Annotated in this window: 27 protein-coding genes and 1 tRNA gene; 17 read left to right on the plus strand and 11 right to left on the minus strand. The window is 46.5% G+C overall.

Annotated elements, in window-relative coordinates; translation table 11 throughout:
- Position 1: 1 nt before the first annotated feature.
- The 8 genes from ACYQZ0_RS01155 (at position 2) to ACYQZ0_RS01190 (ending at position 7,492) form a co-directional block, all read left to right on the plus strand.
- Positions 2-1,228 (plus strand): ComEC/Rec2 family competence protein, encoded by a 1,227-nt coding sequence (locus ACYQZ0_RS01155; RefSeq protein ID WP_459774586.1) that lies wholly within the window; start codon positions 2-4, stop codon positions 1,226-1,228.
- Between the two features lie 10 nt (positions 1,229-1,238).
- Positions 1,239-1,760 carry a hypothetical protein gene (locus ACYQZ0_RS01160; protein ID WP_459774587.1) on the plus strand — a complete coding sequence of 174 codons (522 nt, stop codon included), beginning with the start codon at positions 1,239-1,241 and terminating at the stop codon, positions 1,758-1,760.
- 70 nt (positions 1,761-1,830) lie between these two features.
- On the plus strand, positions 1,831-2,985 hold the full coding sequence (gene sucC / locus ACYQZ0_RS01165) for an ADP-forming succinate--CoA ligase subunit beta (protein WP_459774588.1): 1,155 nt from the start codon (positions 1,831-1,833) through the stop codon (positions 2,983-2,985).
- A 12-nt stretch (positions 2,986-2,997) separates the two neighbouring features.
- Positions 2,998-3,915 (plus strand): succinate--CoA ligase subunit alpha, encoded by a 918-nt coding sequence (gene sucD / locus ACYQZ0_RS01170; RefSeq protein WP_459774589.1) that lies wholly within the window; start codon positions 2,998-3,000, stop codon positions 3,913-3,915.
- Between the two features lie 63 nt (positions 3,916-3,978).
- A complete protein-coding gene (locus tag ACYQZ0_RS01175; protein ID WP_459774590.1) occupies positions 3,979-4,209 on the plus strand; it encodes a ferredoxin in 231 nt (76 codons plus the stop codon).
- 36 nt (positions 4,210-4,245) lie between these two features.
- Entirely contained in the window at positions 4,246-5,001 is a 756-nt protein-coding gene (locus tag ACYQZ0_RS01180; protein WP_459774591.1) for an MBL fold metallo-hydrolase, read from the plus strand.
- Positions 5,002-5,016: 15 nt separating this feature from the next.
- On the plus strand, positions 5,017-6,336 hold the full coding sequence (locus tag ACYQZ0_RS01185; RefSeq protein ID WP_459774593.1) for a TrkA C-terminal domain-containing protein: 1,320 nt from the start codon (positions 5,017-5,019) through the stop codon (positions 6,334-6,336).
- Complete coding sequence (locus ACYQZ0_RS01190) at positions 6,326-7,492, plus strand: cation:proton antiporter domain-containing protein (RefSeq protein WP_459774595.1); 1,167 nt, start codon at positions 6,326-6,328, stop codon at positions 7,490-7,492. The genes ACYQZ0_RS01185 and ACYQZ0_RS01190 overlap by 11 nt, the downstream gene beginning before the upstream one ends.
- Here the strand turns inward: ACYQZ0_RS01190 and ACYQZ0_RS01195 are convergent.
- On the minus strand, positions 7,458-8,336 hold the full coding sequence (locus ACYQZ0_RS01195; RefSeq protein ID WP_459774596.1) for an AEC family transporter: 879 nt from the start codon (positions 8,334-8,336) through the stop codon (positions 7,458-7,460). The genes ACYQZ0_RS01190 and ACYQZ0_RS01195 overlap by 35 nt on opposite strands.
- Positions 8,337-9,422: a cyclic dehypoxanthinyl futalosine synthase gene (mqnC, locus tag ACYQZ0_RS01200; protein ID WP_459774597.1), complete on the minus strand. Its 1,086-nt coding sequence runs from the start codon at positions 9,420-9,422 to the stop codon at positions 8,337-8,339.
- A 42-nt stretch (positions 9,423-9,464) separates the two neighbouring features.
- Here mqnC and leuD point away from each other — a divergent pair, with 42 nt between their 5' ends.
- Positions 9,465-9,965 (plus strand): 3-isopropylmalate dehydratase small subunit, encoded by a 501-nt coding sequence (leuD, locus tag ACYQZ0_RS01205; RefSeq protein WP_459774599.1) that lies wholly within the window; start codon positions 9,465-9,467, stop codon positions 9,963-9,965.
- A 1-nt stretch (position 9,966) separates the two neighbouring features.
- Positions 9,967-11,721, plus strand: coding sequence for an ATP-dependent DNA ligase (locus tag ACYQZ0_RS01210; protein WP_459774601.1), 1,755 nt, complete (start codon positions 9,967-9,969; stop codon positions 11,719-11,721).
- Positions 11,722-11,882: 161 nt separating this feature from the next.
- On the opposite strand, the gene ACYQZ0_RS01215 is transcribed toward ACYQZ0_RS01210, so the two are convergent.
- The 4 genes from ACYQZ0_RS01215 to ACYQZ0_RS01230 are packed head-to-tail and all read right to left on the minus strand — an operon-like array spanning position 11,883 to position 14,572.
- Positions 11,883-13,448 (minus strand): sigma 54-interacting transcriptional regulator, encoded by a 1,566-nt coding sequence (locus ACYQZ0_RS01215; protein WP_459774602.1) that lies wholly within the window; start codon positions 13,446-13,448, stop codon positions 11,883-11,885.
- A 13-nt stretch (positions 13,449-13,461) separates the two neighbouring features.
- Positions 13,462-13,848: an SCP2 sterol-binding domain-containing protein gene (locus ACYQZ0_RS01220; RefSeq protein WP_459774604.1), complete on the minus strand. Its 387-nt coding sequence runs from the start codon at positions 13,846-13,848 to the stop codon at positions 13,462-13,464.
- Positions 13,849-13,880: 32 nt separating this feature from the next.
- Positions 13,881-14,216: a DUF2173 family protein gene (locus tag ACYQZ0_RS01225; protein WP_459774605.1), complete on the minus strand. Its 336-nt coding sequence runs from the start codon at positions 14,214-14,216 to the stop codon at positions 13,881-13,883.
- A 14-nt stretch (positions 14,217-14,230) separates the two neighbouring features.
- Positions 14,231-14,572: a DUF2173 family protein gene (locus tag ACYQZ0_RS01230; protein WP_459774607.1), complete on the minus strand. Its 342-nt coding sequence runs from the start codon at positions 14,570-14,572 to the stop codon at positions 14,231-14,233.
- 157 nt (positions 14,573-14,729) lie between these two features.
- On the opposite strand from ACYQZ0_RS01230, the gene ACYQZ0_RS01235 reads away from it, so the two are divergent.
- Both ACYQZ0_RS01235 and ACYQZ0_RS01240 read left to right on the plus strand, forming a co-directional pair.
- Entirely contained in the window at positions 14,730-16,235 is a 1,506-nt protein-coding gene (locus ACYQZ0_RS01235; protein ID WP_459774609.1) for an NAD(P)H-hydrate dehydratase, read from the plus strand.
- 3 nt (positions 16,236-16,238) lie between these two features.
- Positions 16,239-16,327 (plus strand) — tRNA-Ser (locus ACYQZ0_RS01240).
- 1 nt (position 16,328) lies between these two features.
- On the opposite strand, the gene ACYQZ0_RS01245 is transcribed toward ACYQZ0_RS01240, so the two are convergent.
- From ACYQZ0_RS01245 to ACYQZ0_RS01265, 5 genes are read right to left on the minus strand one after another with little or no spacing between them, the layout of a single operon-like run.
- On the minus strand, positions 16,329-17,456 hold the full coding sequence (locus tag ACYQZ0_RS01245; RefSeq protein ID WP_459774610.1) for a pyridoxal phosphate-dependent aminotransferase: 1,128 nt from the start codon (positions 17,454-17,456) through the stop codon (positions 16,329-16,331).
- A 21-nt stretch (positions 17,457-17,477) separates the two neighbouring features.
- Positions 17,478-18,191: a DsbC family protein gene (locus tag ACYQZ0_RS01250; RefSeq protein WP_459774611.1), complete on the minus strand. Its 714-nt coding sequence runs from the start codon at positions 18,189-18,191 to the stop codon at positions 17,478-17,480.
- Positions 18,188-18,451, minus strand: a complete 264-nt coding sequence (locus ACYQZ0_RS01255; protein ID WP_459774613.1) for a hypothetical protein — start codon at positions 18,449-18,451, stop codon at positions 18,188-18,190. The genes ACYQZ0_RS01250 and ACYQZ0_RS01255 overlap by 4 nt, the downstream gene beginning before the upstream one ends.
- Complete coding sequence (leuA, locus tag ACYQZ0_RS01260) at positions 18,451-20,025, minus strand: 2-isopropylmalate synthase (protein ID WP_459774615.1); 1,575 nt, start codon at positions 20,023-20,025, stop codon at positions 18,451-18,453. Before leuA ends, ACYQZ0_RS01255 begins: the two co-directional genes overlap by 1 nt.
- A gap of 43 nt (positions 20,026-20,068) precedes the next feature.
- The gene (locus ACYQZ0_RS01265; protein WP_459774616.1) at positions 20,069-20,545 is read right to left on the minus strand and encodes a hypothetical protein; all 477 of its coding nucleotides are present in this window, start codon (positions 20,543-20,545) and stop codon (positions 20,069-20,071) included.
- Positions 20,546-20,625: 80 nt separating this feature from the next.
- Between ACYQZ0_RS01265 and rplM the strand changes: the two genes are divergently transcribed.
- The 5 genes from rplM to ACYQZ0_RS01290 are packed head-to-tail and all read left to right on the plus strand — an operon-like array spanning position 20,626 to position 23,839.
- The gene (gene rplM / locus ACYQZ0_RS01270) at positions 20,626-21,060 is read left to right on the plus strand and encodes a 50S ribosomal protein L13 (RefSeq protein WP_459774618.1); all 435 of its coding nucleotides are present in this window, start codon (positions 20,626-20,628) and stop codon (positions 21,058-21,060) included.
- Entirely contained in the window at positions 21,057-21,500 is a 444-nt protein-coding gene (gene rpsI / locus ACYQZ0_RS01275; RefSeq protein ID WP_459774620.1) for a 30S ribosomal protein S9, read from the plus strand. The genes rplM and rpsI overlap by 4 nt, the downstream gene beginning before the upstream one ends.
- Entirely contained in the window at positions 21,485-22,507 is a 1,023-nt protein-coding gene (argC, locus tag ACYQZ0_RS01280) for an N-acetyl-gamma-glutamyl-phosphate reductase (protein ID WP_459774622.1), read from the plus strand. Before rpsI ends, argC begins: the two co-directional genes overlap by 16 nt.
- Positions 22,508-22,529: 22 nt before the next feature.
- The gene (gene dnaN / locus ACYQZ0_RS01285; RefSeq protein ID WP_459774624.1) at positions 22,530-23,621 is read left to right on the plus strand and encodes a DNA polymerase III subunit beta; all 1,092 of its coding nucleotides are present in this window, start codon (positions 22,530-22,532) and stop codon (positions 23,619-23,621) included.
- Positions 23,622-23,623: 2 nt separating this feature from the next.
- Complete coding sequence (locus ACYQZ0_RS01290; protein ID WP_459774626.1) at positions 23,624-23,839, plus strand: hypothetical protein; 216 nt, start codon at positions 23,624-23,626, stop codon at positions 23,837-23,839.
- Position 23,840: the final 1 nt, after the last annotated feature.

A 23,840-nucleotide genomic window follows, 5' to 3' on the forward strand; every position in this document is an offset into this window, starting at 1 on the left:
CATGCTAAGAGGGAAAGTAATTATACACTTCCTTTTATTCCTCTTCGCCCTCACCTACGCCTATAAAAAGGCCTACCTTCCCGATTTCAGAGAGTATACGGTTTTTCTCAGGCTTGAGATAACGGGCCAGTGGGAAGTCCAGGAGGATAAAGCGGTAGCAACCGCAAAGGTTGAGGAGTCTGAGATTGAAGAATTAGAGGGAAGGAACGGGGTTCTCGTATTGAGAAAGCCCTTTTACATACCGGAGTCAAGGAGAATAGAAATCTTCGGAAATGTTAGCGTTAAGAATAACAGCATATTCATAAAAACCTTTTCGTGGGAGGTTGAAGAACTTCCCCCTAAAAATAAGGTGAGGGAGCTCTTCATAAAGCGTTTTGAGGAAGCAGTAAAAGACGAGGAGTTAAGGGCCCTGGGGCTTGCCTTTATATTCGGTGAGAGCAAGAGAAACCTGCCCCTTGAGCTTGAAAGAGTATTCCTTCACACGGGATTAATTCACGTTCTCGTAGTCTCGGGGCTTCACGTTGGCCTCATCTTCCTCATACTCTCAAGGCTTTTGCCCAAGTTAAAGGGGGAGTTCCTGGGACTCCTCGGCGTTTTGCTCTACTCTTACTTTCTCGTTCCCCACAACCCTCCCGTTTTAAGGGCTACGTTTATGCTTGCATTTTACGTCTTTTCCCTTATTTCTTTCAGAAAACACTGCTCCCTTTGCTCCCTATTTTTAGTCTCAACCTTCCTTTTGCTTTTCTTTCCCCATTTTGTATTTTCCTACTCCTTCTGGCTTTCCTTCTTTGCGGTTCTCTACATACTCCTCATTTTGAGGGAACTTGAAGCCACAAACACAATTAAGGGATTTCTCGTTTCCTTTTCCGCTTTTACGGGAACCGCTCCGCTCATCGGGAGCTTTTCCTTCATAACCCCCCTTTCCGTAATTCTCACCCCCATCCTTTCCCCTCTCATTCTCTCCTACGCGTTGTTTTCAGTATTATCCCTGATAACCCTTTTCGGCTTTCCGCCGAGCGTGATATTCATGGAGCTGAGCGGGAAAATAACGCTGATTGTAGTTAAGAGTTTCTCCGAATTCTCGCCCCTAATACTTACGAATCTGAGCAGGGAGGAGGCTTTCCTTCTCAGCACTGCGGGAGCAGCAGGTTTATTCCTTACGAGGGGCTCCTACAGGCTTATTCCCCTAATTCTCTTGAATTTATACCTTCTTGTTAAAAGCCTTTAGAATAAAAGGTATGGAAGGAATAAAGTTCTTAAGCGGAGAGATAGAAAAGCTGAGGGAGAGAATAGAGAAGATTGAGGAAGGCCTCAGGCATATACCGAGGGAGCTTGGAGAGCTTGAAAGGGAACTTGAAAAGGTAAGGCATGAACTGGCCAGGAAGGAAGAGGAAGCCCTTGCCCTTGCAAGGAAGATAAGGGAGAAGGAGCACGAGTTTACGGAGGTGAAGCAAAAGATAGCATACCATGACAAGTATTTAAGAAGGGCTGACTCCCCGAGGGAATACGAGAGACTCATTGAGGAAAGGAACAAGCTCGTTGAGAAGGCCTTCAAGCTGAGCGAGGAGATAAACAACCTGAGGAGTGAATACGAGAAGGTAAAGGGGGAGGAGATAGAGCTCTTCAGAAGGGAGCAGGAGCTTGAGAGGGAGATATACAGACTAAGAAAGGAGTACAGGGCCCTCCTCAACGAGCTCAGGGGGCTTATGCAGCTCCTTGAGAGGAAGATAACGGAAGTGGAAGAAAAGTACGCCCTCTAATTCCTTCTCTTTTTTCTTTATTTAAAATAAAATAAACCGTTGTTTTATTCATAAGCACAGGAGGTGCTCTATGAAACTGCACGAGCATCAGGCAAAAGAGATATTTGCGAAATACGGCATTCCCGTTCCCGAAGGAAAGGTAGCCTTTTCCCTTAAAGAGGCAAAAGATGTTGCGGAAGAGCTCGGGGAGTTCCCCCTCGTTGTGAAAGCCCAGATTCACTGCGGAGGAAGGGGTAAAGCGGGAGGCGTGAAGGTCGTAAAGGATATGGACGAGCTTGAGAAAGCGGTTGAGGGAATGCTCGGGAAGGTCCTAAAAACCTTCCAGTGCCCCGACGGAAAGCCCGTAAACAGAGTCCTCATAGAAAAGGCAACAAACATAGATAAGGAGTATTATCTCGCCATAACCCTTGACCGCTCAAAGTCAAAGCCCGTGATAATGGTTTCCGCTGCTGGGGGAATGGAGATAGAGGAGATAGTCAAGGAAAACCCCGATGCGATAATTATAGAAACTATAGACCCTGAACTCGGTCTTATGCCCTATCAGGCAAGGGAGCTCGCCTTCAGGTTAAACCTTCCCGTTAATGAGTTTGCAAACATAGCCCTAAAGCTTTATAAAATTTACTCGGAGCTTGACGCTTCCCTCGTTGAGATAAACCCCCTCGTCCTCACCAAAGAGGGAAATCTCATAGCCCTTGACGCAAAGGTTGATATAGACGACAACGCCCTCTTCAGACATAAGGACCTTGAAGAGATGGAAGACGAAAGCCAGATTCCCGAGCTTGAAGCGGAAGCAAAGAAATACGGGCTCAACTACATAAAGCTAAACGGAAATATAGGTTGCATGGTAAACGGAGCAGGGCTTGCGATGGCAACGATGGACATAATAAAGCTCGCGGGGGGAGAGCCCGCAAACTTCCTGGACGTTGGTGGAGGTGCGAACGTAGAGCAGATAGCGAACGCTTTCAGAATTCTCATGGCGGACCCCGATGTGAAGGCAGTATTCATAAACATATTCGGAGGGATACTGAGGGTTGACAGACTTGCTCAGGGACTCATAGAGGCCTCAAAGATGGTTGAGCTCAAAGTTCCCGTCGTGGTAAGACTTGAGGGAACGAACGTAGAGGAAGGAAAAAGGATGCTCCAGGAATCCGGACTTAACTTCATAACCGCTGAGGATATGTGGGACGGGGCCAAAAAGGCTGTTGAGCTTGCTAATAAACAGTAAGGGAGGTCTGTTATGGCTATACTTGTGAATAAAGATACCAAGGTTGTGGTTCAGGGTATTACGGGAAAAGAGGGGTCATTTCACGCAAAGCAGTGTAAGGAATATGGAACAAAGGTCGTTGCGGGAGTCACACCCGGAAAGGGAGGCATGGAAGTTGAAGGTATACCCGTTTTCAACACTGTAAAGGAGGCGGTAAGGGAAACGGGGGCGAACTGCTCACTCATATTCGTTCCCGCTCCCTTCGCAGCGGACGCTATAGTTGAGGCCCTTGACAGCGGTATAGAGCTCGTCGTGTGCATAACCGAGGGGATACCCGTTAAGGATATGATGATGGTGAAGGACTACATGGTTAAGAACTACCCCAACGCAAAACTCATAGGACCCAACTGCCCCGGAGTGATAACACCTGGAGAGGCAAAGGTCGGCATCATGCCCGGACACATATTCAAGAGGGGAAGGATAGGCATAGTCTCAAGGAGCGGAACACTAACGTACGAGGCTGCACACCAGCTCACAAAGTACGGACTCGGGCAATCAACCGCTGTAGGGATAGGAGGAGACCCCGTTCACGGACTCACCCACAGGGACGTTATAGAGATGTTCAACAAGGACCCCGAGACCGAAGCAATACTCATGATTGGTGAGATTGGGGGAACGGAAGAGGAGGAAGCGGCGGAATACATAGAGAAGGAGGTTGATAAGCCCGTATTCGCCTACATTGCGGGAATTACCGCTCCTCCCGGAAAGAGAATGGGACACGCTGGAGCGATAATCACGGGAGGAAAGGGAACCGCTAAGGCGAAGATGGAAGCTCTTGAAAAAGCCGGGGCTTACGTAATAGAGAACCCCGCAAAGATTGGGGAAACCGTTGCGAAGATTCTGAAGGTTGTTGAGCTTGAGGAGGAAGAAAGAACATACGAAGCTGAGTAAGATTATATTAATATTTTCTTATTCGCATTATCTTTAAGAAAAACTCTAAAGGAGGTAAGTGCCATGGGACTGAAGGTTAGGGTAGACCAGGATACCTGCACCGCTTGCGAGCTCTGTTACGATAGAATTCCCGAAGTCTTCAAGAATGCCGGAGACGGCATAGCGGACGTCGTAAGATGCGACATAGAGGACGAAGAGGGATGCTGGATGAGGGTTCCCGAAGGACTGGAAGAGGAGGTTCAGGAAGTCGCGGACGAATGCCCCAGCGGTTCTATCATCGTAGAGGAAGAGTAATCCCCTCCCTTCCCCTTTTTCATAAATTTTTTTGCCTTGGCTGAAAAGCTTATCTTTCTCGGAACTGCGGGCGGAAGGATTGTAACCTTTAACCTTATAAGACGCTCAGGCGGATTTCTGATAGAAAAAGAAGGGAATTACATTCACGTGGACCCCGGGCCGGGAGCTTTCGTATACCTTTACCAACTCGGTATAGACTACAAAAAGATAGACCTCGTTGTTTTGTCTCACTACCACCTTGACCACTCCGCGGACCTCAACACCGTTCTTGAGGCTGCGACAAACGGGGGAAAGTATAAAAACGTCTCCCTGTTTGCACCAAAGAGTGCGGTTGTAGGGGAAAACAGGGTCCTTCTCCCTTATCTGAGAAAGAGACTCGTAAAGGAGGAGTTCTTCTCGGAAGGTTCGGAGCACACCTACAAGGGCTGGAAGGTGAAAGCGGTAATAAGGCATAAACACCACGGAACAGAAACTTACGGACTTTTCATAAACGATAAGGTCGTTTACGTCTCTTGTGCGGGATTTGAGGAAAGGATGCTTGAGCTATACCCTAAAGAACCTCAAGTTATGATAATAAACACAACCTTTTATAAAAAGAGAAACCACATAGAACATCTTTCCGCGGAAGATGCTGAAGTCCTGATAAGGGAGTTAAAACCAAAAAAGGCCATAATAACCCATTACTCCATGGAGATGCTTGAAAAGGACCCCGAAAAGGTGGCAAAGGAGCTCTCGGATAAAACGGGAGTTGAGGTTATTCCCGCTAAAGATAACCTGATATTGGGAGTGTAAGGTTAGTATAAGTTTATGAGCATAGTTATTCTCGGTCTGGGGAGGTATGTTGAGGAGATAACCGAAATCGTGGCCTCTTTTTCCGAGGTTATCGTTGTTGAAAAGGAAGGGGAAAAGCTTAGAAACTTTATTGAAAAGGAAAAAAATATAGACAATTTAAGCGTAATACCCGGAAGTGCAACGGACCTAAAGCTCTGGAGCGAAAAAATAAAATTGGATTCCGTTGAGGCGGTAATTTCATTCCTTGATAAGGAAACCACCCTCACCGTTGCAAAAGTGTTAAGAAAAGCCTTCGGATTTAAAGAGATTATTGTATTCGTTGCAAAGAAAAGACCGGAGAACAGGGAATTTAAAGAACTATCAATAGAAATCGTATCGGTTCCCGACATTCTCGGTGCGGTTTTGAAGAATATTCTGAAGAGTAAGGGGCTTGTTAGGTATCCCGTAGGAATAGGCTTGGGAAAGGGAGAGATATCGGAAGTGCTGATAACGAGCGGTTCCCCAGCAGCCTATCTCAGGTTGAGCGAACTGAGAATGAGAAACGTGAGAATTGCGTTAATATACAGAGGCGAGAATATCATACTTCCCAGAACGGATTTAAGAATTCAGCCGGGAGATAGACTTCTCGTTGTAGGGGAACCGAACAGGTTGGAGTTATTTCTTAACATGGTTATAAGGGGAGAGCCTAACTTTCCACTGAAGTGGGGGCCAAAGGGATTTATATGCGATGTAAAGGGAAATGAAGTAGAGTACGTTAAGGAAAAGCTCAAGGTAAGGGAGTGGATAGAAGAGGATTGTTTCAAGGGACTTCCTCAGGAGGACATCGGTATAGTTTTGCTTGACGGAAGGAAGAAGGGCTTTTTTGGAAATCCGAACGTTGATTTTGCCTTTGGAAACCTAAAAGTTCCTTCACTTCTTTTGAGGGGAAGTTTTCCCTATGAAAATATTCTGGTTTCCGCAAATACGGAAGCTTTAAGCTTTCTTTTAGCGAATGTCCTTGATTTTGCGAGACTCTTTAAAAGCAAACTTTTTATTCTTTTTGTAACGAGCATTGAGAAAATGCTTACAAAGGAGGAGAAGGAAGTTTTAGATAGCCTGAAAGTATTTGTAGAAAGAACTGCTAGTGCAACGGGATTGGATATAAAGCTTATAAGAAAGGAAGGCAATCCCGTAAGGGAAACCTTAAAACTTATGGAGGGAAAGTTTAACCTACTTGCCGTGGGATATACGCCGGGCAGGAAAAGCAGGTTCTGGAGTCCTTACGTGCCTTATCTCCTTGCAAAGAAATCAAATCTAACAACACTCCTTATTCCGGAGGTAACCTTTGAGCGATGAGGTGCTCTTACTTGTAGTTTTCGCGGGGGCCTTTTTCTCCCCCGTTTTTGCAAGAATTCTGAGGATGCCCGTTCCCGTAGGGGAGTTGATTTTTGGACTTACCCTTGGCCATCTGCTGGGAGAGGGTGGAGGTGTTCCCGAAATTCTCTCCTTCCTCTCGGAAATAGGATTCCTGATACTTATGTTTTTGGCGGGTCTTGAGATTGATTTCAACCTGCTTGAGAGAACGAGCGGGCTTTCCCTCGGGATATATCTGGTCTATACCATCCTCATATTCCTTTCGGGATTTTTTATTTCCCTCATTACCGGAATTGAACTTACCGCTTTAATTATCCTTTCCCTCATATCCGTTGGCCTTATGATTGCAACATTGAGAGATACGGGATTATCTGCAACTCCCCTCGGGAAAAAAGTGTTAATACTCGGAGTTATAGGGGAGCTCATGAGCCTTTTCGCCCTAACTCTGCTGGAAAAGCTCGGTGAGTTCAGGGATTGGAAAAGCTTTTTTCTTGATGTGGGTACGGTAATGCTTTTTCTTTTTGGTTTCTTCCTCGTTTTTCACGCAATAAAACTCCTAATTTGGTGGTACCCAGAAATAGTAAAAACTCTAACCTACGAAGAGGACCCATCCGCAATAGACATAAGGTTAAGCTTTTTCCTCATATTTTCCGCCTCAATAATTGCGCATATAGCGGAAATAGAGAGCGTTCTCGGTTCTTTCCTTGCAGGAGCCCTTTTCTCCTTTTTTATAAGAAAGAAACACGATATAGAACTTAAATTTTCCTCAATAGGATACGGCCTTTTCATACCGATTTTCTTCATAAAGACGGGAATGGGAATGAATCTTGCGGGAGTTAGTTCAAACATACTTTTTGAAGTTCTCCTACTAACTTTCCTGATTTTCTTACTTAGACTTTTACCTTCTCCCGTTCTTCTTCTTGCAGGATTTTCCCCGAAAGAGATATTTATTTCTTCTCTCTCCCTTTCTTATCCCTTTACCTTAATGATTGCAGCAACCGAGATTGCCCGTTCTTCAGGACTTATAAGTGAAGAACGGTCCCTCTCCTTATTCATTGCCGCCGCCTTATCTTCCTTAATTTTCCCCTGGAGTGTAAAGATTTTCAGTTTAAAAACTTTAAGAAGAAGGGAACGGTAAGGAAACTGAGTATTATACCGAGGGTTATTGAAGAAAAGGCGAGTTTGTAGTTAAGCTCGTATTTAAGTGCCAGCACACCCGCAAAAACCATAGGGGGCATAGCGGTCTCCATAAGCGCGACCCTGTAGGGAAGACCCTTAAGGTCAAGAGCCTTTAAGAGAACAAGGAGGATTATGGGCGTCATAACCATCTTTATGAGGAGGGAGAAAAGAACGGGTTTAATGTCGTAGGATATACTTCCGAAATCAAGCCTAAGCCCTAAGGAGAAAAGTATTACGGGAATAAGTGAGAGGGAAACAACATTTATGCTGTATTCGAGAAAGTTCGGGAAATGCTTTCCGTGGAAGAGAAGGGAGAATATGAGGGCTATAAAGGGGGGAAAGGTTATCAGCTCCTTTAAGCTCATCCTTCCTATCGCTATGAATAGACCGAGGGTTATGACGAGAAGGAAAGAGCCGAGCTGGTCGTAAATAATAGCGTATTTGAGTCCCTCTTTTCCCTCAAATACGAAAACGAAGGGATACCCCATAAAGGCGGTATTCCCGAAGGTTGAGACAAGAAGGAAAGCCTTAAAGCTTTTCTCATCAAGACTGAGAAGTCTTCCCACGAAAAAAGCCATAAAAAGAGCTGTGATTATTGAGAACCAGGCAATTAGAGGTATAACGAGGGTATCCCTGTTTATCTCTGTAAACCTGAGGTTCTGGAGAACCGCTGAGGGGAGGGCAAAGTATATAACGTAGTTTATTAAGGTTCCTGAGTCTTCCTCTTTAAAAACGCTAAAGCGTTTAAGAAAGTAGGCGAAAAAGAGAACGAGGAGTATAAAGAGGGTTTTCTCTAATAACATTCAGTTGAATATCTTAACGATGTTATAGTATGTATCCCTCTGGGCGGGGATAAATCCCGCGGACCTTATAGCCCTCACCATGTCCTCAACCTTCGGAATTCTCACTTTAAAGCTCGTTGAGGATATAACGTTTTCCTCAATCATAACGCTCCCAAGGTCGTTGGCACCGAAGTGAAGCCCTATAAGACCTACGGGCATAGTCTGGGTCACATGTGAGGACTGAATGTTTTTAAAGTTATCAAGGTAAATTCTTGAGAGGGCGAGAACCTTAAGGTAGTAAGTTGTGGTTGCCTCCTCAACGTGGTCAAGCTCCGTATTTCCCTTCTTGAAGGTCCAAGGGATGAACGCGGTAAAGCCTCCCGTCTCGTCCTGAATTCTCCTCACCCTCTCCAGGTGCTCAATTATGTGTTCAATACTCTCAACGTGTCCGAACATCATCGTCGCGGTCGTCGTCATGCCGAGTTTATGGGCGGTTCTGTGAACCTCCTCCCACTCCTCAACGGTGCACTTACCCGGAGAGATTACATCCCTCACCTCTTGGGAGAGTATCTCAGCACCACCACCGGGAACAGACATAAGACCTGCTTTTTTAAGCCTCCTTAAAACCTCCTCAATACTCAGTTTTTCCTTTTTCGCTATGTAAACTATCTCGGGAGCGGAGAAGCAGTGAATCTGAACCTGAGGGAATGCCTTCTTTATACGGGATATCATATCCTCGTAAAACTCTAAAGGAAGGTCGGGATTTATTCCCCCCTGCATGAGGAGGGTTGTCCCTCCCCACTCAACAAGCTCACTTACTTTTTCAAGAATTGTGTCCATATCAAGGACGTAGGCGTCCTCGTCGGACTTCCTCCTGTAGAAGGCACAGAACTTGCATCCCGCTATACACACATTTGTGTAGTTAACGTTCCTGTCTATAACAAAGGTGACTATGTTATCGGGATGAAACTTTTTCCTTATAAAGTTTGCGAGATTTCCGAGAAGGACAAAATCCCCATTCTCCCACAGATAAAGGGCCTCCTCGGGGTAAATCCTTTCTCCCCTGAGGATTTTCGTTTTTATCTCATCTATGGATAAAGTTTTCATTCTAATACCTCCTCTTAGAGGTTAATATTAAATATTATGCAGATGAAGATAAGAGGAAGGGTTTGGAAGTTCGGAGATAACGTTGACACGGACCAGATAATCCCCGCGAGGTATTTAAACACCTCAGACCCCTACGAGCTTGCGAAACACGTTATGGAGGACAGCGAACACCCCAACTTCGCAAAGGAGCACAAGGAAGGGGACATAATCGTTGCGGGAAGGAACTTCGGTTCGGGTTCCTCAAGGGAGCACGCACCCATAGCTATAAAGTATGCGGGCGTTCCCGTAGTAGTTGCTAAATCCTTCGCGAGGATATTCTTCAGGAATGCGATAAACATAGGTCTTCCCATAGTTGAAGCACCCGAGGCGGTTGACGAGATTCAACACGGGGACGAGATAGAGGTTGACCTTGAGAAAGGTATTGTCAAGAACCTGAGAACGGGTAAAGAGTACAAGGCGACAAAGTTTCCCGAAACGCTACAGAACATTCTCAAAGCGGGCGGACTCATGGCCTACGCAAAGGAAAAACTCGCTAAGAAGTAATATGGAATACAGACTACTCGCAGAGTTTTACGAAAGGATAGAGAAAACTACTTCCAGACTTGAAATGATTAAACACCTCGTTGAGCTATTCCGTAACACTCCAAAGGAGTTAATAGATAAGGTCGTTTACCTCTCAATAGGTAAGATAGCCCCCGAATATACGGGTCTTGAGTATAACTTCGGCGAGAAGCTCGCAATACGTGCCCTCTCAAGGGTTTTAAAAATTCCCGCAACCGAGATAGAGAAAAAGGTAAGGGAGAAAGGAGACCTGGGGGAGGCGGGAAAGGAGCTTTACGAGGAGCTTGGCTTTAAGCCCGAAGGTAAGCTCACCGTTGAAGAGGTTTACAACGGACTTCTCAATATCGCGAAAGCGGTAGGAATAGGCTCTCAGGAGAGGAAGATAAGGATATTCACGGAGCTTCTAAAAAAAGCGACACCCCTTGAGGTTAAGTATCTTCTAAGAACGATAACCGAGAGGCTGAGGCTCGGTATAGGGGATAACACCATTCTTGATGCCCTCGCTCAGGCCTTTACGGGAAGCTCCCTCAACAGGGAAGTTCTTGAGAGGGCTTACAACCTCTGTTCGGACCTCGGATACGTCGCAAAGGTTCTTGCGGAGAAGGGGCTTGAAGGGGTAAAGGCTATAAGGATAGAGGTGGGAAGACCCGTAAGGCCGATGCTCGCCGAAAGAATGTCAAGCCCCGTCCTAATTCTGCGAAAGCTCGGGGGAAAGTGCGGGGCGGAGTATAAGTACGACGGGGAGAGGATACAGGCTCACAGGAAGGGTGAAAACTTTTACCTATTCTCAAGAAGGCTTGAGAACATAACCCACCAGTATCCCGACCTTATAGAGTTCCTTAAAGAGGCTATAGACCACGACTTTATAGTTGAGCTTGAGGCGGTTGTTATAGACCCCGCAAGTGGTGAGATAAAGCCCTTCCAGGAGCTGATGCACAGAAAGGTGAAATACGTGACGAGGTATCACCTCCAGAAGTATCCCGTTGCGGGCTACCTCTTTGACATAATCTACCTTGACGGCGAAGACCTAACTCTCAAGCCCTACCCCGAAAGGCGAAAGATACTGGAAGAAGTTGTAAAGAGAACGGAACGTATAGACCTCGTTCCGAGGAAGATAGTCCAGACACCCGAGGAGCTTGAAGATTTCTTTTATAGAGCCATTGAGGAAGGTTGTGAAGGTCTCGTCTGTAAGTCCCTCGCTCCAGACTCCATATACCAGGCGGGTAAGAGGGGATTTCTCTGGATAAAGTATAAGAGGGATTACAAGTCCGTCCTTGCGGACACCCTTGACCTCGTGGTCGTCGGGGGATTCTGGGGTAAGGGACAGAGAAAGGGAACCTTCGGTGCCCTCCTTATGGCCTGCTACGACCCGGAGAGCGATACCTTTAAGACGGTCACGAAAGTGGGAACGGGCTTCACGGAAGACGACTTCAAAAAGCTTGAAGAGATATTGATGCCGAGAAAACTTGACCATAGGCACCCGAGAGTGAACTCCATTCTTGAGGCGGATATGTGGTTTGAGCCTTACCTCGTCCTTGAGATAGCGGGGGCGGAGCTTACTTTGAGCCCCGTTCATACCTGCGGTTGGGGGAAGGTAGCACCAAGTAGGGGAATAGGCCTGAGGTTTCCCCGCTTTACGGGAAGGTATAGGTTTGATAAAAGGCCCGAAGACGCTACAACGGAGCAGGAGATAATAGAGATGTATAAGATGCAGAGGAAGGTTAGGGTTATTTCTTAAATTTTTTTAGAAAGGGCCTCCCGGGCGGGAGGCCAAAAATCGGTGGAGGGAGGTGGGGGGAGGGAGGGGCTTTCTCAACTCCTTTCCTTTTTTCCTCCATCCCCGTTTCTTTATAATTATATTATTATATCCTTCACGGGGAAATAGGATTTAAATCATATTCACGAAATCCCGTATTCCTTCAGCTTTCTCCAGAGGGTGGTCCTGTGCATGCCGAGGAGTTTTGCGGCCAGACTCTTGTTTCCCTTCGCCTTCCTCAGTGCTTCAAGAATCCTTTCCTTCTCACCGATTGCCTCACTCCTTATCTTACACCTTTTTACGTCCTCGGGTAAATCCTCCTCCGTTATAAACTTCCCTTCGCAGGTAACAACACAGCTCTCTATTATGTTCTCAAGCTCCCTCACGTTCCCGGGGTAATCGTATGAAAGGAGAAATCTCATAGTACCGGGGGTTATTCCTTCTACCTTCTTTCCGTATTTTTTTGTAAACTTCTTTAAAAAGTAATCAACGAGATGGGGAATGTCCTCCTTCCTCTCCCTAAGTGGGGGAATTTCAACGTTTACAACGTTAAGCCTGTAGTATAGGTCCTCCCTGAACTTTCCTTCCCCAACGAGTTTTTTCAGGTTCTTATTGGTCGCTGCGATTATTCTCACGTCAACCTTTCTCGGCTTTAGGTCTCCTATCCTCTCAAACGCCTTCTCCTGTATGAAGTGGAGGAGTTTTACCTGAAGGTGAAGGGGAAGCTCCCCAATCTCGTCAAGGAAGAGCGTTCCCCCGTCCGCGAGCTCAACCTTACCCGGTTTGTCCTTTACCGCTCCCGTAAAAGCCCCCTTGTTATAGCCAAAAAGTTCCGCCTCAAGGAGGTTCTCGGGTATCGCACCGCAGTTTATCTTTACGAAAGGGTTCTCCCTTCTGGGTGAAAGAAGATGAATATATCTCGCGAGGAGGGTTTTTCCCGTTCCCGTTTCACCCGTTATTAGAATGTTTACATCAAGCTCCGCAACGCTCTTTATCTTCTCGAGAACCCTTATAAACTTCGGACTCTTTGTTATAATCTTGAAGTCCTCTTTTTCGGTTATAAAGAGCTCGGGAACGACGTAAAAAGAGAGAACGTATCCCTTTCCTACCGAAAGCCTTGAGACGAGAACGGAAGCCTTTTGTTTACCGCAGGGTGTCCTCACATATAGGTCAACCCTCTCCCCTTCGGAGGGAAGCTCCGATATGGAAAGCCCGATTATCTCCTTTATATTCTTTCCCTTAATCTCGCCCAGCTCACTGCATAAAACTTTCTTTGCGGAACTGTTGTGCTCAAGAACCTTTCCATTCTCATCGGTAACGATAACCGCCTCAACTATGGAGTTGAGAATTACCTCTACGAACTCCTTCTGTCTTTTAACCTCCTCCATGTAATGGATTACCCTGCTCACGTCCCTGAATATCTCAATTACACCCGAAAAAGCCCCTCCTTCGGAATTAGGGGACATACTGAGGCATACGTGTTTTCCGCTTCTCGTAATAACGTCGTATACCTGAACGCCCCTCTCTTCTTCCTCAACAAGCTCAAGAGGGCAGTTCTTACATATGGAAAAAAGACCGAAACAGGAAAACCCCTCCTTTACCCCTTCCCCGAGAATCTCACGGGCTTTCTCATTTGCGTAAAGTATTCTTCTCTCTTTGCTTATTACGAGAACGCCGTCAAAGAAGTTATCAAAGATGCTGAAATCCATTTCTGTAATTAAGTTAATCCCACTCGGTCGGAACCTTTTCCATAAGCCTTAAGGATTCCTCAAAAGCTCCCATATACCTCATAGCGGTTATCATTGAACCTTTAAACTTCAGCTTTTTGGTGAGCATTGCAGCTCTGGGACCCATCTCACCGCTTGCAAGCTTCTTCCAATTCTCAAGGGTAGCCCAGAGCTCAAATTCGTATTTTTTTCCGTCCGCCCTTCCCGCGGATACAGCCTCCCCGTTCTTAACTACAAGCTCAACAGTCTCCTCGGGCTTTCCCTCAACGTAATACTTTATAGAAGCGGAAAAATCTTTGAGTTTCTTCCTCAGCTTCTCGTTTTCGTTCCAGAGCCTTGCGTACTCCTTAATCCACTCTTCCGAAAGGAACTTGTATCCCATAACCCACTCCCGAAAAAAGGTAAAAGGGGGGCTTAAAGCCCCGCTTCTTCTCTCAGAGCCTTAAAAACCTCGTTGAAGGATACCTCGTCGTTGTTGACGAAAACGCCCACGTTCCCGACGACGCACACCGAGAACTTTGGTCCCGTAAGAGCCCATCCTATCAAGGGGGTCCACTCCTGTCCCGAGAATGCGGTATAACCGTCGCACTGCATCTTCGCCATTGCGTTGTTTGCCGCACACATTTCGGCCGCCATCGCCGCTTGCTCTTCCGTTATGTCCCCTTTGCAGGCTACGAGCTTTCCGTCCTCAGAAAACTCACCTGCTGCAAAAACTCCCTTGATTTGTAAAAGTCTGTCAAGGTTCGCCATCTCACCACCTCCTCTTAGATGTACTTGGAAAGGGTTTCAAAAATCTTGTCAAAGTCCGCCTTATCAAGCTCTACGAAAACCCCAACGTTCCCCATTATGCACGCTGCGTATTTACCGCCTGCAACCGCAAAGCCCACAACGGGGTAAAAACCTCCCTTACCCGTGTAAGCACTCCACCCCTTCGCCTGCATGTTCCCCATGAGCTTATTAGCAGCACACATCATAGCCGCTATCTCCGCGGACTTCTCGTCAATATCCCCGTAGTAAGCAAGGAGTCTCCCGTCGTCCGAAAATTCCCCTGCCGCAACAGCACCGGGTATGGACATAAGCTCTTTAAGCTTGCTCAGTGTAGCCATCTTCTCACCTCCTCAAAGGTTTTTCGTAAAAACTTATTGCAAACTTCGTGCCAAAAATACCTGTATGTTAATCAAGGGGGTTATAAAAAAGGGAGTGTTGCATGTTGCAACATTGTTGCATCGGTTGTTTCAACACGGAAAAAACTAGAATGTAAGTATGAAGGTTCTAAAAGCTGAAGAAATGGCGAGAATAGACAGAATAACGATAGAGGAGATAGGCATTCCCTCCTTGGTCCTTATGGAGAACGCGGGAAGGGGTGTTTACGAGGAGATAATCAAGCACTTTCCTGACGTTAGGAGAGTTTTAATCGTTGCGGGAAAGGGGAACAACGGAGGGGACGGAATTGTTGCGGGAAGACACCTCTTTTTAAAGGGGTATGAGGTTTACATTTTTCCCGTTTTCGGAGAGATAAAGGGAGATGCTAAGGTTCAGCTTGATATAGCCCGAAGGCTCGGGATAAAGGTTCTGAAAGAAAAGCCCGATTTCGGTAGATACGACCTCATAATTGACGGAATTTTCGGAACTGGATTTAAGCCTCCCGTGAAGGGAATAGCGGAGGAGATAATTAGGGAGATAAACGGAAGCGGTGCAAAGGTTGTGAGTGTTGATATCCCTTCGGGTTTAAGTGCGGATACGGGAGAGGTTTTTGAACCTTCCGTTAGGGCAAACCTGACGATAACCTTCCAGTTTCCAAAGGTTTGCCACGTCCTTTTCCCATCCGCAAAACTGTGCGGGAAGGTTGTGGTTAAGGATATATCAATCCCGGAGTTTCTCGCAAAGGATATAAAAAGGAACCTGCTCCTTGAGAAGGACCTCAAGCTATATAGAAGGGAAGAAGACACCTACAAGACGAGAGAGGGACACGTATTGATAGTAGGGGGGAGTGCGGGAAAGACGGGAGCGGTCGTTATGTCCGCAAAAGCCGCAACGAGGACGGGAGCGGGACTCGTGAGCGTAGGCATACCCGAAGGTTTGAACCCCATAGTTGAGAGCTTGATAATTGAGGAGATGAGCATTCCCCTTAAGGGGAAGGAAAGGCTTTCCGTTTTCTCGGTAAAACAAATTCTTGAACTTCAGGACAGACACCACATACTCGCTCTCGGTATGGGTATGGACAGGTATGAGGAAGGGCAGGATATAGTGATAACGCTCCTTGAGAGGTGGGAAAAGCCACTCCTCCTTGATGCGGACGGGATAAACAACCTCGCGGATTACGGGGACTATACACCTTTAAAGGAGAGGAAGGTTCCCGCGGTACTGACGCCCCATATAGGAGAGTTCTCAAGGCTTATGGGATACGACACGAAAACCATAACCTATAACCAGATAGACCTCGCTTCGGAGTTTGCCATTAATAATAACTGCTACGTAGTTCTGAAAGGAGGGAGAACCGTTATAGCTACCCCTTCGGGGAATGCTTACGTATTTACTGAAGGAACGCCTGCACTCGCAAAGGGAGGAACAGGAGACGTTCTATCGGGAGTTCTTTCCGCCTTAATCCCAAAGATGGAAACCCTTTATGCCTTAAAGCTTGGTGTCTTTCTTCACGGAGTTACGGGAAGGATAGCGGAAAGGAAGTTTCACAGGGAGAGCGTTAAGGCCCTTGATGTGGTTGAGTGTATTCCCGAAGCTTACAGAGAGCTTGAGGCTAAAATTAATTAATTAGACGGGGTGGCCGAGCGGACTAAGGCGGGGGACTCGAAATCCCCTGGCGGGTTTACGCCCGCCCGTGGGTTCGAATCCCACCCCCGTCGTTTAGGAAATACTCTCAAGGAACTTCCTTATCCTCTCTACCCCTTCCTTCAGTTCTTCAATGCTCCTCGTGTATGCAAACCTTATATACTTTTCCGTTTTGTTTTTACCGAAATCAACGCCCGGGGTTACAGCAACTCTCGCCTTCCTGAGAAGCTCAAGGGAAAAAGCGTAGGAATCTTGCGAGTAATCGCTTATATCCGCCCATATGTAAAAGGCACCCTCGGGCTTTGCCCTTATCTTGAAGAGTTTTTTAAGCTCCCCGTAAAGGAAGTCCCTTCTCTCTTTGAATACCCTTTTAACGTCCTCAAGGTATTCGTAATCAAAAGCCCCGAGAGCGGCATACTGGCTGAGCGTGGGAGCGGATATGAAAACATTTTGAATGATTATTTCCGCCTTCCTCACGAGATTTTTCGGGAGTATCATCCAGCCTATACGGAATCCAGGCATACAGAAGAACTTGGAAAAGCCGTTTATAACTATCACGTTATCCGAAAACTCAAGGGCTGTATGTTCTTTCCCTTCGTAAACGAGGCCGTGATATATCTCGTCCGAGATGAGGGATATGCCCCTTTCCTCGCAGAACTCCACGAGTTTTTTTAATCCTTCTTCGGAGTAAAGGGTTCCCGTAGGATTCTGAGGAGAGGAGATGTGAACCGCCTGTGCGTTTAAACCCTCTATCATTTCGGGTCTTATCTCGTAATTGGTTTCCTCATCAACGTTTACGAAAAGGGGGTTCACGTCAAGGAGGTGGGCAAAGTTCTTATAACAGGGATAGGAGGGGTCCGGAAGTATTATCCTGTCCCCCTCGTTTAACAAAAGCGCGTAAGCTACCAGAAAGGCACTCGAGGTTCCCGTCGTTATCGCAACCCTCTCCGGAGATATATCAACTCCGTATTTTCTAAAGTAAAACTCGCTTACCTTTTCCCTTAGCTCCCAGAGTCCCAGAGCGGGCGTGTAAAAAAACTTTCTCTCCTTTACAGCCCTCTCAAGCTCCTCAATCACCCTCGGCGATGGGTCAAGGTCCGGCTCCCCTATCTCCATGTGTATTACGTCCTCATACTTTCTCGCCTCCGATAAGATATCCATAACGATAAAGGGGGAGAGCCTGTCGGCGCGGTTCTTTCCCATAAAGAAAATTTTAAGGTTTGCTTACTTTATGAGCCTGTCTAACTCCTCCTCACTCCTCGGAAGTCCGACCTGAACCTTCCCGTTCATACCTATGAGGGTGGGTGTTCCGCTCACCCCGAGCTTAGAGAGGAACTCTATATTCTTCTCAACCTTTTCCTTTCCCTTTTCACATAGGTTTTTAGGCTCAAAGTCCTTGTGAACGTATTCGTAACCCTTACCGCTGCAGATTATATCAACAGCTTTATCCTTTGCCTTGGGGTGTATCGGAAGGGGGTAGAATATGTGCCTTATCTGAACCTTGTTCTTTTTTGCCCAGTCCTTCAGAACAGGCTCAAGCCTCCTGCAGAAGGGACAATCGGGGTCCGATATAAAGTAAACGTATTTATTCCCCTCTCCGTATGTGAGGTCCGTTAACTTCTCAAGTTCCTTAAGTGTTTCCTCGTCAACCTTTGCGAACTTATCCCGAGCTTCCGCTGTGAGGTTCTTCCCCTCTTTAAGGTCAATAACATTTCCAACAATTAAGTGGCTCATATCTTTGTTGACGTATAAAACAACGGGTCTTAATCCGTTTTTAACAACTACCTGACAGAGGTTCAGCTCTTTTACGGGAGAAACGTTAGCAATTTCGGGCTTTCCCCTGAATATTTTGTCAACGAGGTCCTTTACATCTTTTTCCGGGGGACAGGTTGCAAAAGCTAAGCCTCCGATAATTCCCAAAATAATAAACTTTTTCATATTACCCTCCTTAAAGAAGCCTTTAATTTTTCAAAAGCCTTACCCATAAGTATACCTATAAGGATTAATATAAAAATTTCTAAAAGAACGAGGGGGATACCTAAAAGGGGATTTTCCTTTATCAGCTTTAGGGTGTTTACAAAAACCCACGTGTAGGTTATGCCAAATAAAACCCAGAGAACGAAAAATCCGAAAACCAGAGCGAGAAGGGGAATGAAGATGAAACGCCAGAAAAAACGGGTTATGAGAATTCTCCACATTAAACGGTTCCTTCTTCCCTAATCTCCTCCCTCTGGAGTATGTATTCCTTTCTCACTATAGCCCTGTTTAGGGCATCTGTGAAGGCCTTTACGCTCGCCTTTATAATGTCCGTGTCAACTCCCCTTCCCGAAGCCTTCACCCCGTCAAGCTCAAGAACAACTCTTGCCTCCGCCTGTGCGTCTGTGTTGGGTGTTAAAGCTTTTATGGAGTAATCAAGGAGCTTCGGCTCTATGCCGAGGGCTTTCTGTATAGCCTTTATGGTTGCGTCAACGGGTCCGTTTCCCGTTGAGGTTGCCTCCCTTTCTTCCCCTTTAAAGAGGAGCTTCACCGTTGCCGTCGGTATCATGTTATCACCGCTCTGGACCTGGAAGTGGAGAATTTTTAAGGGTTCCTGGTCCTCAATCTTCATAAACTCCTGGTATATGAGGGCCTCAAGGTCCTCGTCGTAAACCTCCTTCTTTCTGTCCGCAAGCTCTTTGAACTTCTCAAATATCCTGTCAAGCTCCTCCTTAGTGAACTTAAACCCGAGCTCCTCAAGTCTTCTCTTGAGAGCGTGTCTTCCGCTGTGCTTTCCGAGAACAATCCTGCTCATGGGAAATCCTACGTCCTCGGGGTTCATAATCTCGTAAGTCATCCTATGGCTGAGAACTCCGTGCTGGTGTATTCCACTCTCGTGAGCAAAGGCGTTATCCCCAACGATTGCCTTATTGGGCTGGACGAAGTTCCCCGTAATCCTGCAGAGAAGCCTTGAAGTCTTGTAAATCTCCTTTGTATTTACCTCGGTGTATAGGTCCCCGAAGAAGTCTTTTCTAACCTTAAGTGCCATAACAACCTCTTCAAGGGCTGCGTTTCCCGCCCTCTCACCTATTCCGTTTATCGTGCACTCAACCTGTCTTGCTCCGTGCTTTACCGCGGTTAAGGAGTTTGCGGTTGCAAGTCCGAGGTCGTCGTGGCAGTGAACGCTGAGTATAACCTTGTCTATATTTGGGACGTTGTTCATTATGTCTTCTATGAGCTGTCCGAACTCCTCGGGTATGGCATAGCCCACAGTATCGGGTATGTTTATAACGGTAGCCCCGTGCTTAATAGCGGTTTCTATAGCCCTGTAGAGAAACTCCCTCTCGCTTCTCGTTGCATCTTCACAGGAGAACTCAACGTCATCGGTGAAGTTCCTCGCAAAGGAGACCGCTTTCCTGATTTTCTCAAGAACCTGGTCGGGGGTCATCCTGAGCTTATACTCCATGTGTATGGGAGATGTCGCTATGAAGGTGTGAATCCTCTTTCTCTCCGCGGGCTCAAGTGCCTTTGCAGCTATCTCTATATCGCTCTCAAGGGCCCTCGCAAGGGAGCATATAATCGGTCCCTTTACCTCGCTTGCTATTCTCCTTACCGCCTCAAAGTCTCCCTTTGAAGCCGCGGCAAATCCCGCCTCTATTATGTCAACGCGGAGTTTTGCGAGCTGGTGTGCCATCTGGAGCTTTTCCTCTGTCGTCATGGAAAAGCCGGGTGCCTGTTCTCCGTCCCTCAGTGTGGTATCAAAGATATAGACTTTCTCTCCCATTCTTTCCTCCATAATGGATTGAAAATAATTCTCAAATAAGAAAAGTCAACAGAACTTAACCCACTTTCTCCTTCACCCTCCTCTCAAGGTACTTCTTGTAGGGATTGCAGCTCTTCACGTAGTCCTCAAGGGTGAGCTTTCCGTCCTCGGGGTACTTCAGGTTGTTAAGGGCACTCTCAAGTCTCTTCTTGCTCTCCTCTGAGGGGAACTTCTTGTATATGTTCGTTGCAGCTTCAAACTCCTTGACTCTTTTCTTTATCTCCAGGCCCTTTGAGAGGGTTTCTTCCGCCTTTTTTAATGCCTCTTCCGCCCTTGCTTTTACCTCATCGGATAGCCTCTTTACGTTGGGAAGAACTTCTTTGAGCTCCTCAATCTTTTCTTTTAACTTGTTCGTGGTCTTCAGAACAAGTCCCCCGCTCGCACATATATCCTTCCCTTCATAAAAGGCTTTGTTTATGTAGCCCTCAAGCGCCTGGGTAAGGTTTTTAACGTCGTTTGTGAGAACCTTTACCTTTCCCTCGGTGAATTTCATTCCTCAACCTCCTTGTTCGGGAACGTTGAAAATATTTTATAGTATAATTACTTATTCGCTAATACGGAGAGGTGAAAGGGATGAAGACTTACAGGATTAAGCCCAACGAGGTAGAGCGAAAGTGGTGGGTTGTTGACGCAACGGGCAAGACCCTGGGAAGGCTCGCAAGCGAGATAGCAAAAATTTTAAGGGGAAAGCACAAGCCCTATTACCAGCCCGATGTAGATTGCGGAGATTTCGTTATAGTGATTAACGCGGAAAAGATAAGGGTAACGGGCAAGAAGTTGGAACAGAAAAAGTATTACTGGCACAGCAGGTATCCGGGAGGACTGAAAGAGAGAACCTTAAAATGGATGCTTGAGAACAAGCCCGAAGAGGTTATAAGACTTGCGGTCAAGAGAATGCTTCCCAAGAACAGGCTGGGTCACAGGATGCTCAAGAAGTTAAAGGTTTACAGGGGACCGGAGCATCCCCACCAGGCTCAAAAACCCGAACCTCTGGAGGTTGAGGCATGATGGAAAAGTTGAAGGACTTTAAGATAACGCCCGAGAACTCTTATTACGCCACAGGAAAGAGAAAAGAAGCCATAGCGAGGGTGTGGCTTCTGAGGGACCATCCCAACACCTTTATAGTTCGTTCGGACAAAACCAAGAAGGAGTATAACCTCAGGGATTACGTCCAGAGGGAGACGCTCTTTAACAAGATTATGTATCCCTTCAAGCTCACGGGACACGAAGGGAAGTTCGGAATATACGCAACGGTGAGAGGAGGAGGAATATCCGCCCAGGCGGAAGCTATAATGTATGGCGTCGCAAAGGCACTCCTCCAACATAACCCCGACCTCAGACCGACCTTAAAGAAAGCGGGACTTCTCACGAGGGACGCAAGGGAAAAAGAAAGGAAGAAATACGGTCAGATGGGTGCAAGAGCGAAATACAGATGGAGCAAGCGTTAAGAGTTGCGGTTTTCGGTGCCACCGGTTATACCGGTATAGAGCTCCTTCGCTCCCTCCTCTTCCATCCCTACGTTGAGATAAAATCTCTCATTTCCCAAACCTACAAGGGAAAGAAGGTAAGGGAAGTTCTTCCTTTTCTGGGGGACACTTATATATCAGAGCTTGAGTTTACCGATAAACCTTCTGAGGATTACGACCTTGCCTTTTTATGCCTGCCCCACGAAGTTTCCTACGAATTAGTTCCTGAGCTTTTATCACAGGGAAAAAGGGTAATAGACCTCTCGGGTGCGTACAGGATAAGGAGAAGGGAGGTTTATAAGGAGTTTTACGGATTTGAGCATGAGAAAGAAGAAATTTTAAAGAAAGCGGTTTACGGACTTCCCGAGATATTCAGGGAAGAGATAAAGGGGGCAGAGCTCATTGCAAACCCCGGTTGTTATCCGACCGCAACCCTTTTAGCGATTTATCCCTTTTTGAAGGAAAAACTGAAGGTTGAAAACGCAATCGTTCACGCCCTTTCCGGGGTAAGCGGTGCTGGAAGAAAAACCAAACAACACTTTCACTTCCCAGAGATGACCGAAAACTTCTTTAACTACGGGGTGGAGAAACACAGGCATACACCCGAGATGGAGGACGTTATAAGGAAGATAAGAGGAGAGGATATAAAGATTCGCTTTACACCTACCGTTGTTCCCGCATCAAGGGGGATGATATCAACCGTTTACTTAAAAACGGATAAGGTAAACGTAAGGGAGCTTTTTGAGGAAACTTACAGAAATGAGATATTCGTAAGAGTTCTGGAAAACCCTCCCCATACCAAGTGGGTCCTCGGGACAAACTACTGCCTTATATACCCCCATTACGATGGGAGAACGGACACTTACGTGATAATTTCCTGCATAGATAACCTCGGGAAAGGTGCTTCCCTTCAGGCAGTTCAGAATATGAACGTTATGTTCGGATTTGAAGAAGATGCAGGACTCTTCTACACCCCTTTATTTCCCTAGGATGATATACTAAATTATCAACATGAAAGTTAAGGTGGACAGGGAGGAGCTTGAGGATATACTCAAAAAAGCAAGGGAAAGCACCGAAAAAAAGAGTGCCCTCCCGATACTCGCCAACTTCCTGATAGAAGCCTCCGGGGATAAGCTCACGATAAAGGCGACGGACCTTGAAAACTACCTCGTCGTTTCCCTGAAGGCGGAAGTAGAGGAGGAAGGTGTCGTCTGCGTCCACTCCCAGAAGCTTTACGACATAGTTAAGAACTTAAGCTCCGCTTACGTATACCTTAGAACCGAGGGGGAGAAGCTCGTCGTAGAAGGGGGAAGGAGCCTTTACAAGCTCCCCGTAGCTCCCGCGGAGGACTTTCCCGAGTTTCCCGAGTTTATGGAAGGTGAGGAGAGCCTTTCGGGAACCTTTCTCCTAAACGGCATAGAAAAGGTTGAATACGCGATATCAAAGGAGGAGGGGAATATAGCCCTCCAGGGCATGTATATGAGGGGATACGAGGACAGGATTCACTTCGTCGGCTCCGACGGGCACAGACTCGCCCTGTACGAGCCCGAAGGAAATCTTTCTTTAGAGCTTCTTATTCCGAAGAAAAGCCTAAAAGTTTTGAAAAAGCTCGTAACGGGCATAGAGGACGTTAAGGTTTCCAAGTCAGAGGACGAGAGTTTCGGATACTTCATAACCTCCGAGTGGAAACTTGCGGTAAGACTCCTTGAGGGTGAGTTTCCCGATTACATAAGCGTAATTCCTCAGGAGTTCACCGCTGAGGTTTTATTCGTCGCTGAAGAGGTTTTAAAGGTCTTGAAGAGGTTAAAATCCCTTTCGGAAGGGAAGGCCTTTCCCGTGAAGATAACCCTTACCGATAACCTCGCCATCTTTGAGTTTGCGGACCCCGAGTTTGGAGAAGCGAAGGAAGAGATTGACATTGAGTATACGGGTGAGCCCTTTGAGATAGGTTTTAACGGAAGATACCTAATGGAAGCCCTTGATGCCTTTGACAGCGAGAGGGTCTGGTTTAAGTTCACATCACCCGATACCGCAACCTTGATTGAGGCGGAGGATTACGAAAAGGACCCTTACAAATGTATAATTATGCCGATGAGGGTATAAGTATGAGGAGGTGGGTTTCATTACTTCTTATTGGTGTATTAATGCTTCCCCTCTTTTCGGAGGCAAAGCCAAAGAAGAAAAAATACTACGCTTACAAGAGTAAGTATTATAAGAAGTATAAGAGGAAGTACCGCATAAGGAGGTATCCCTACAAGGCTAACATAAGAGTTAACGCGGAAAAACTGAAGCTAAAAGAGATGCTGGAAGAGTTATTTTAAG

This window comes from Aquifex pyrophilus (genome assembly GCF_054656935.1).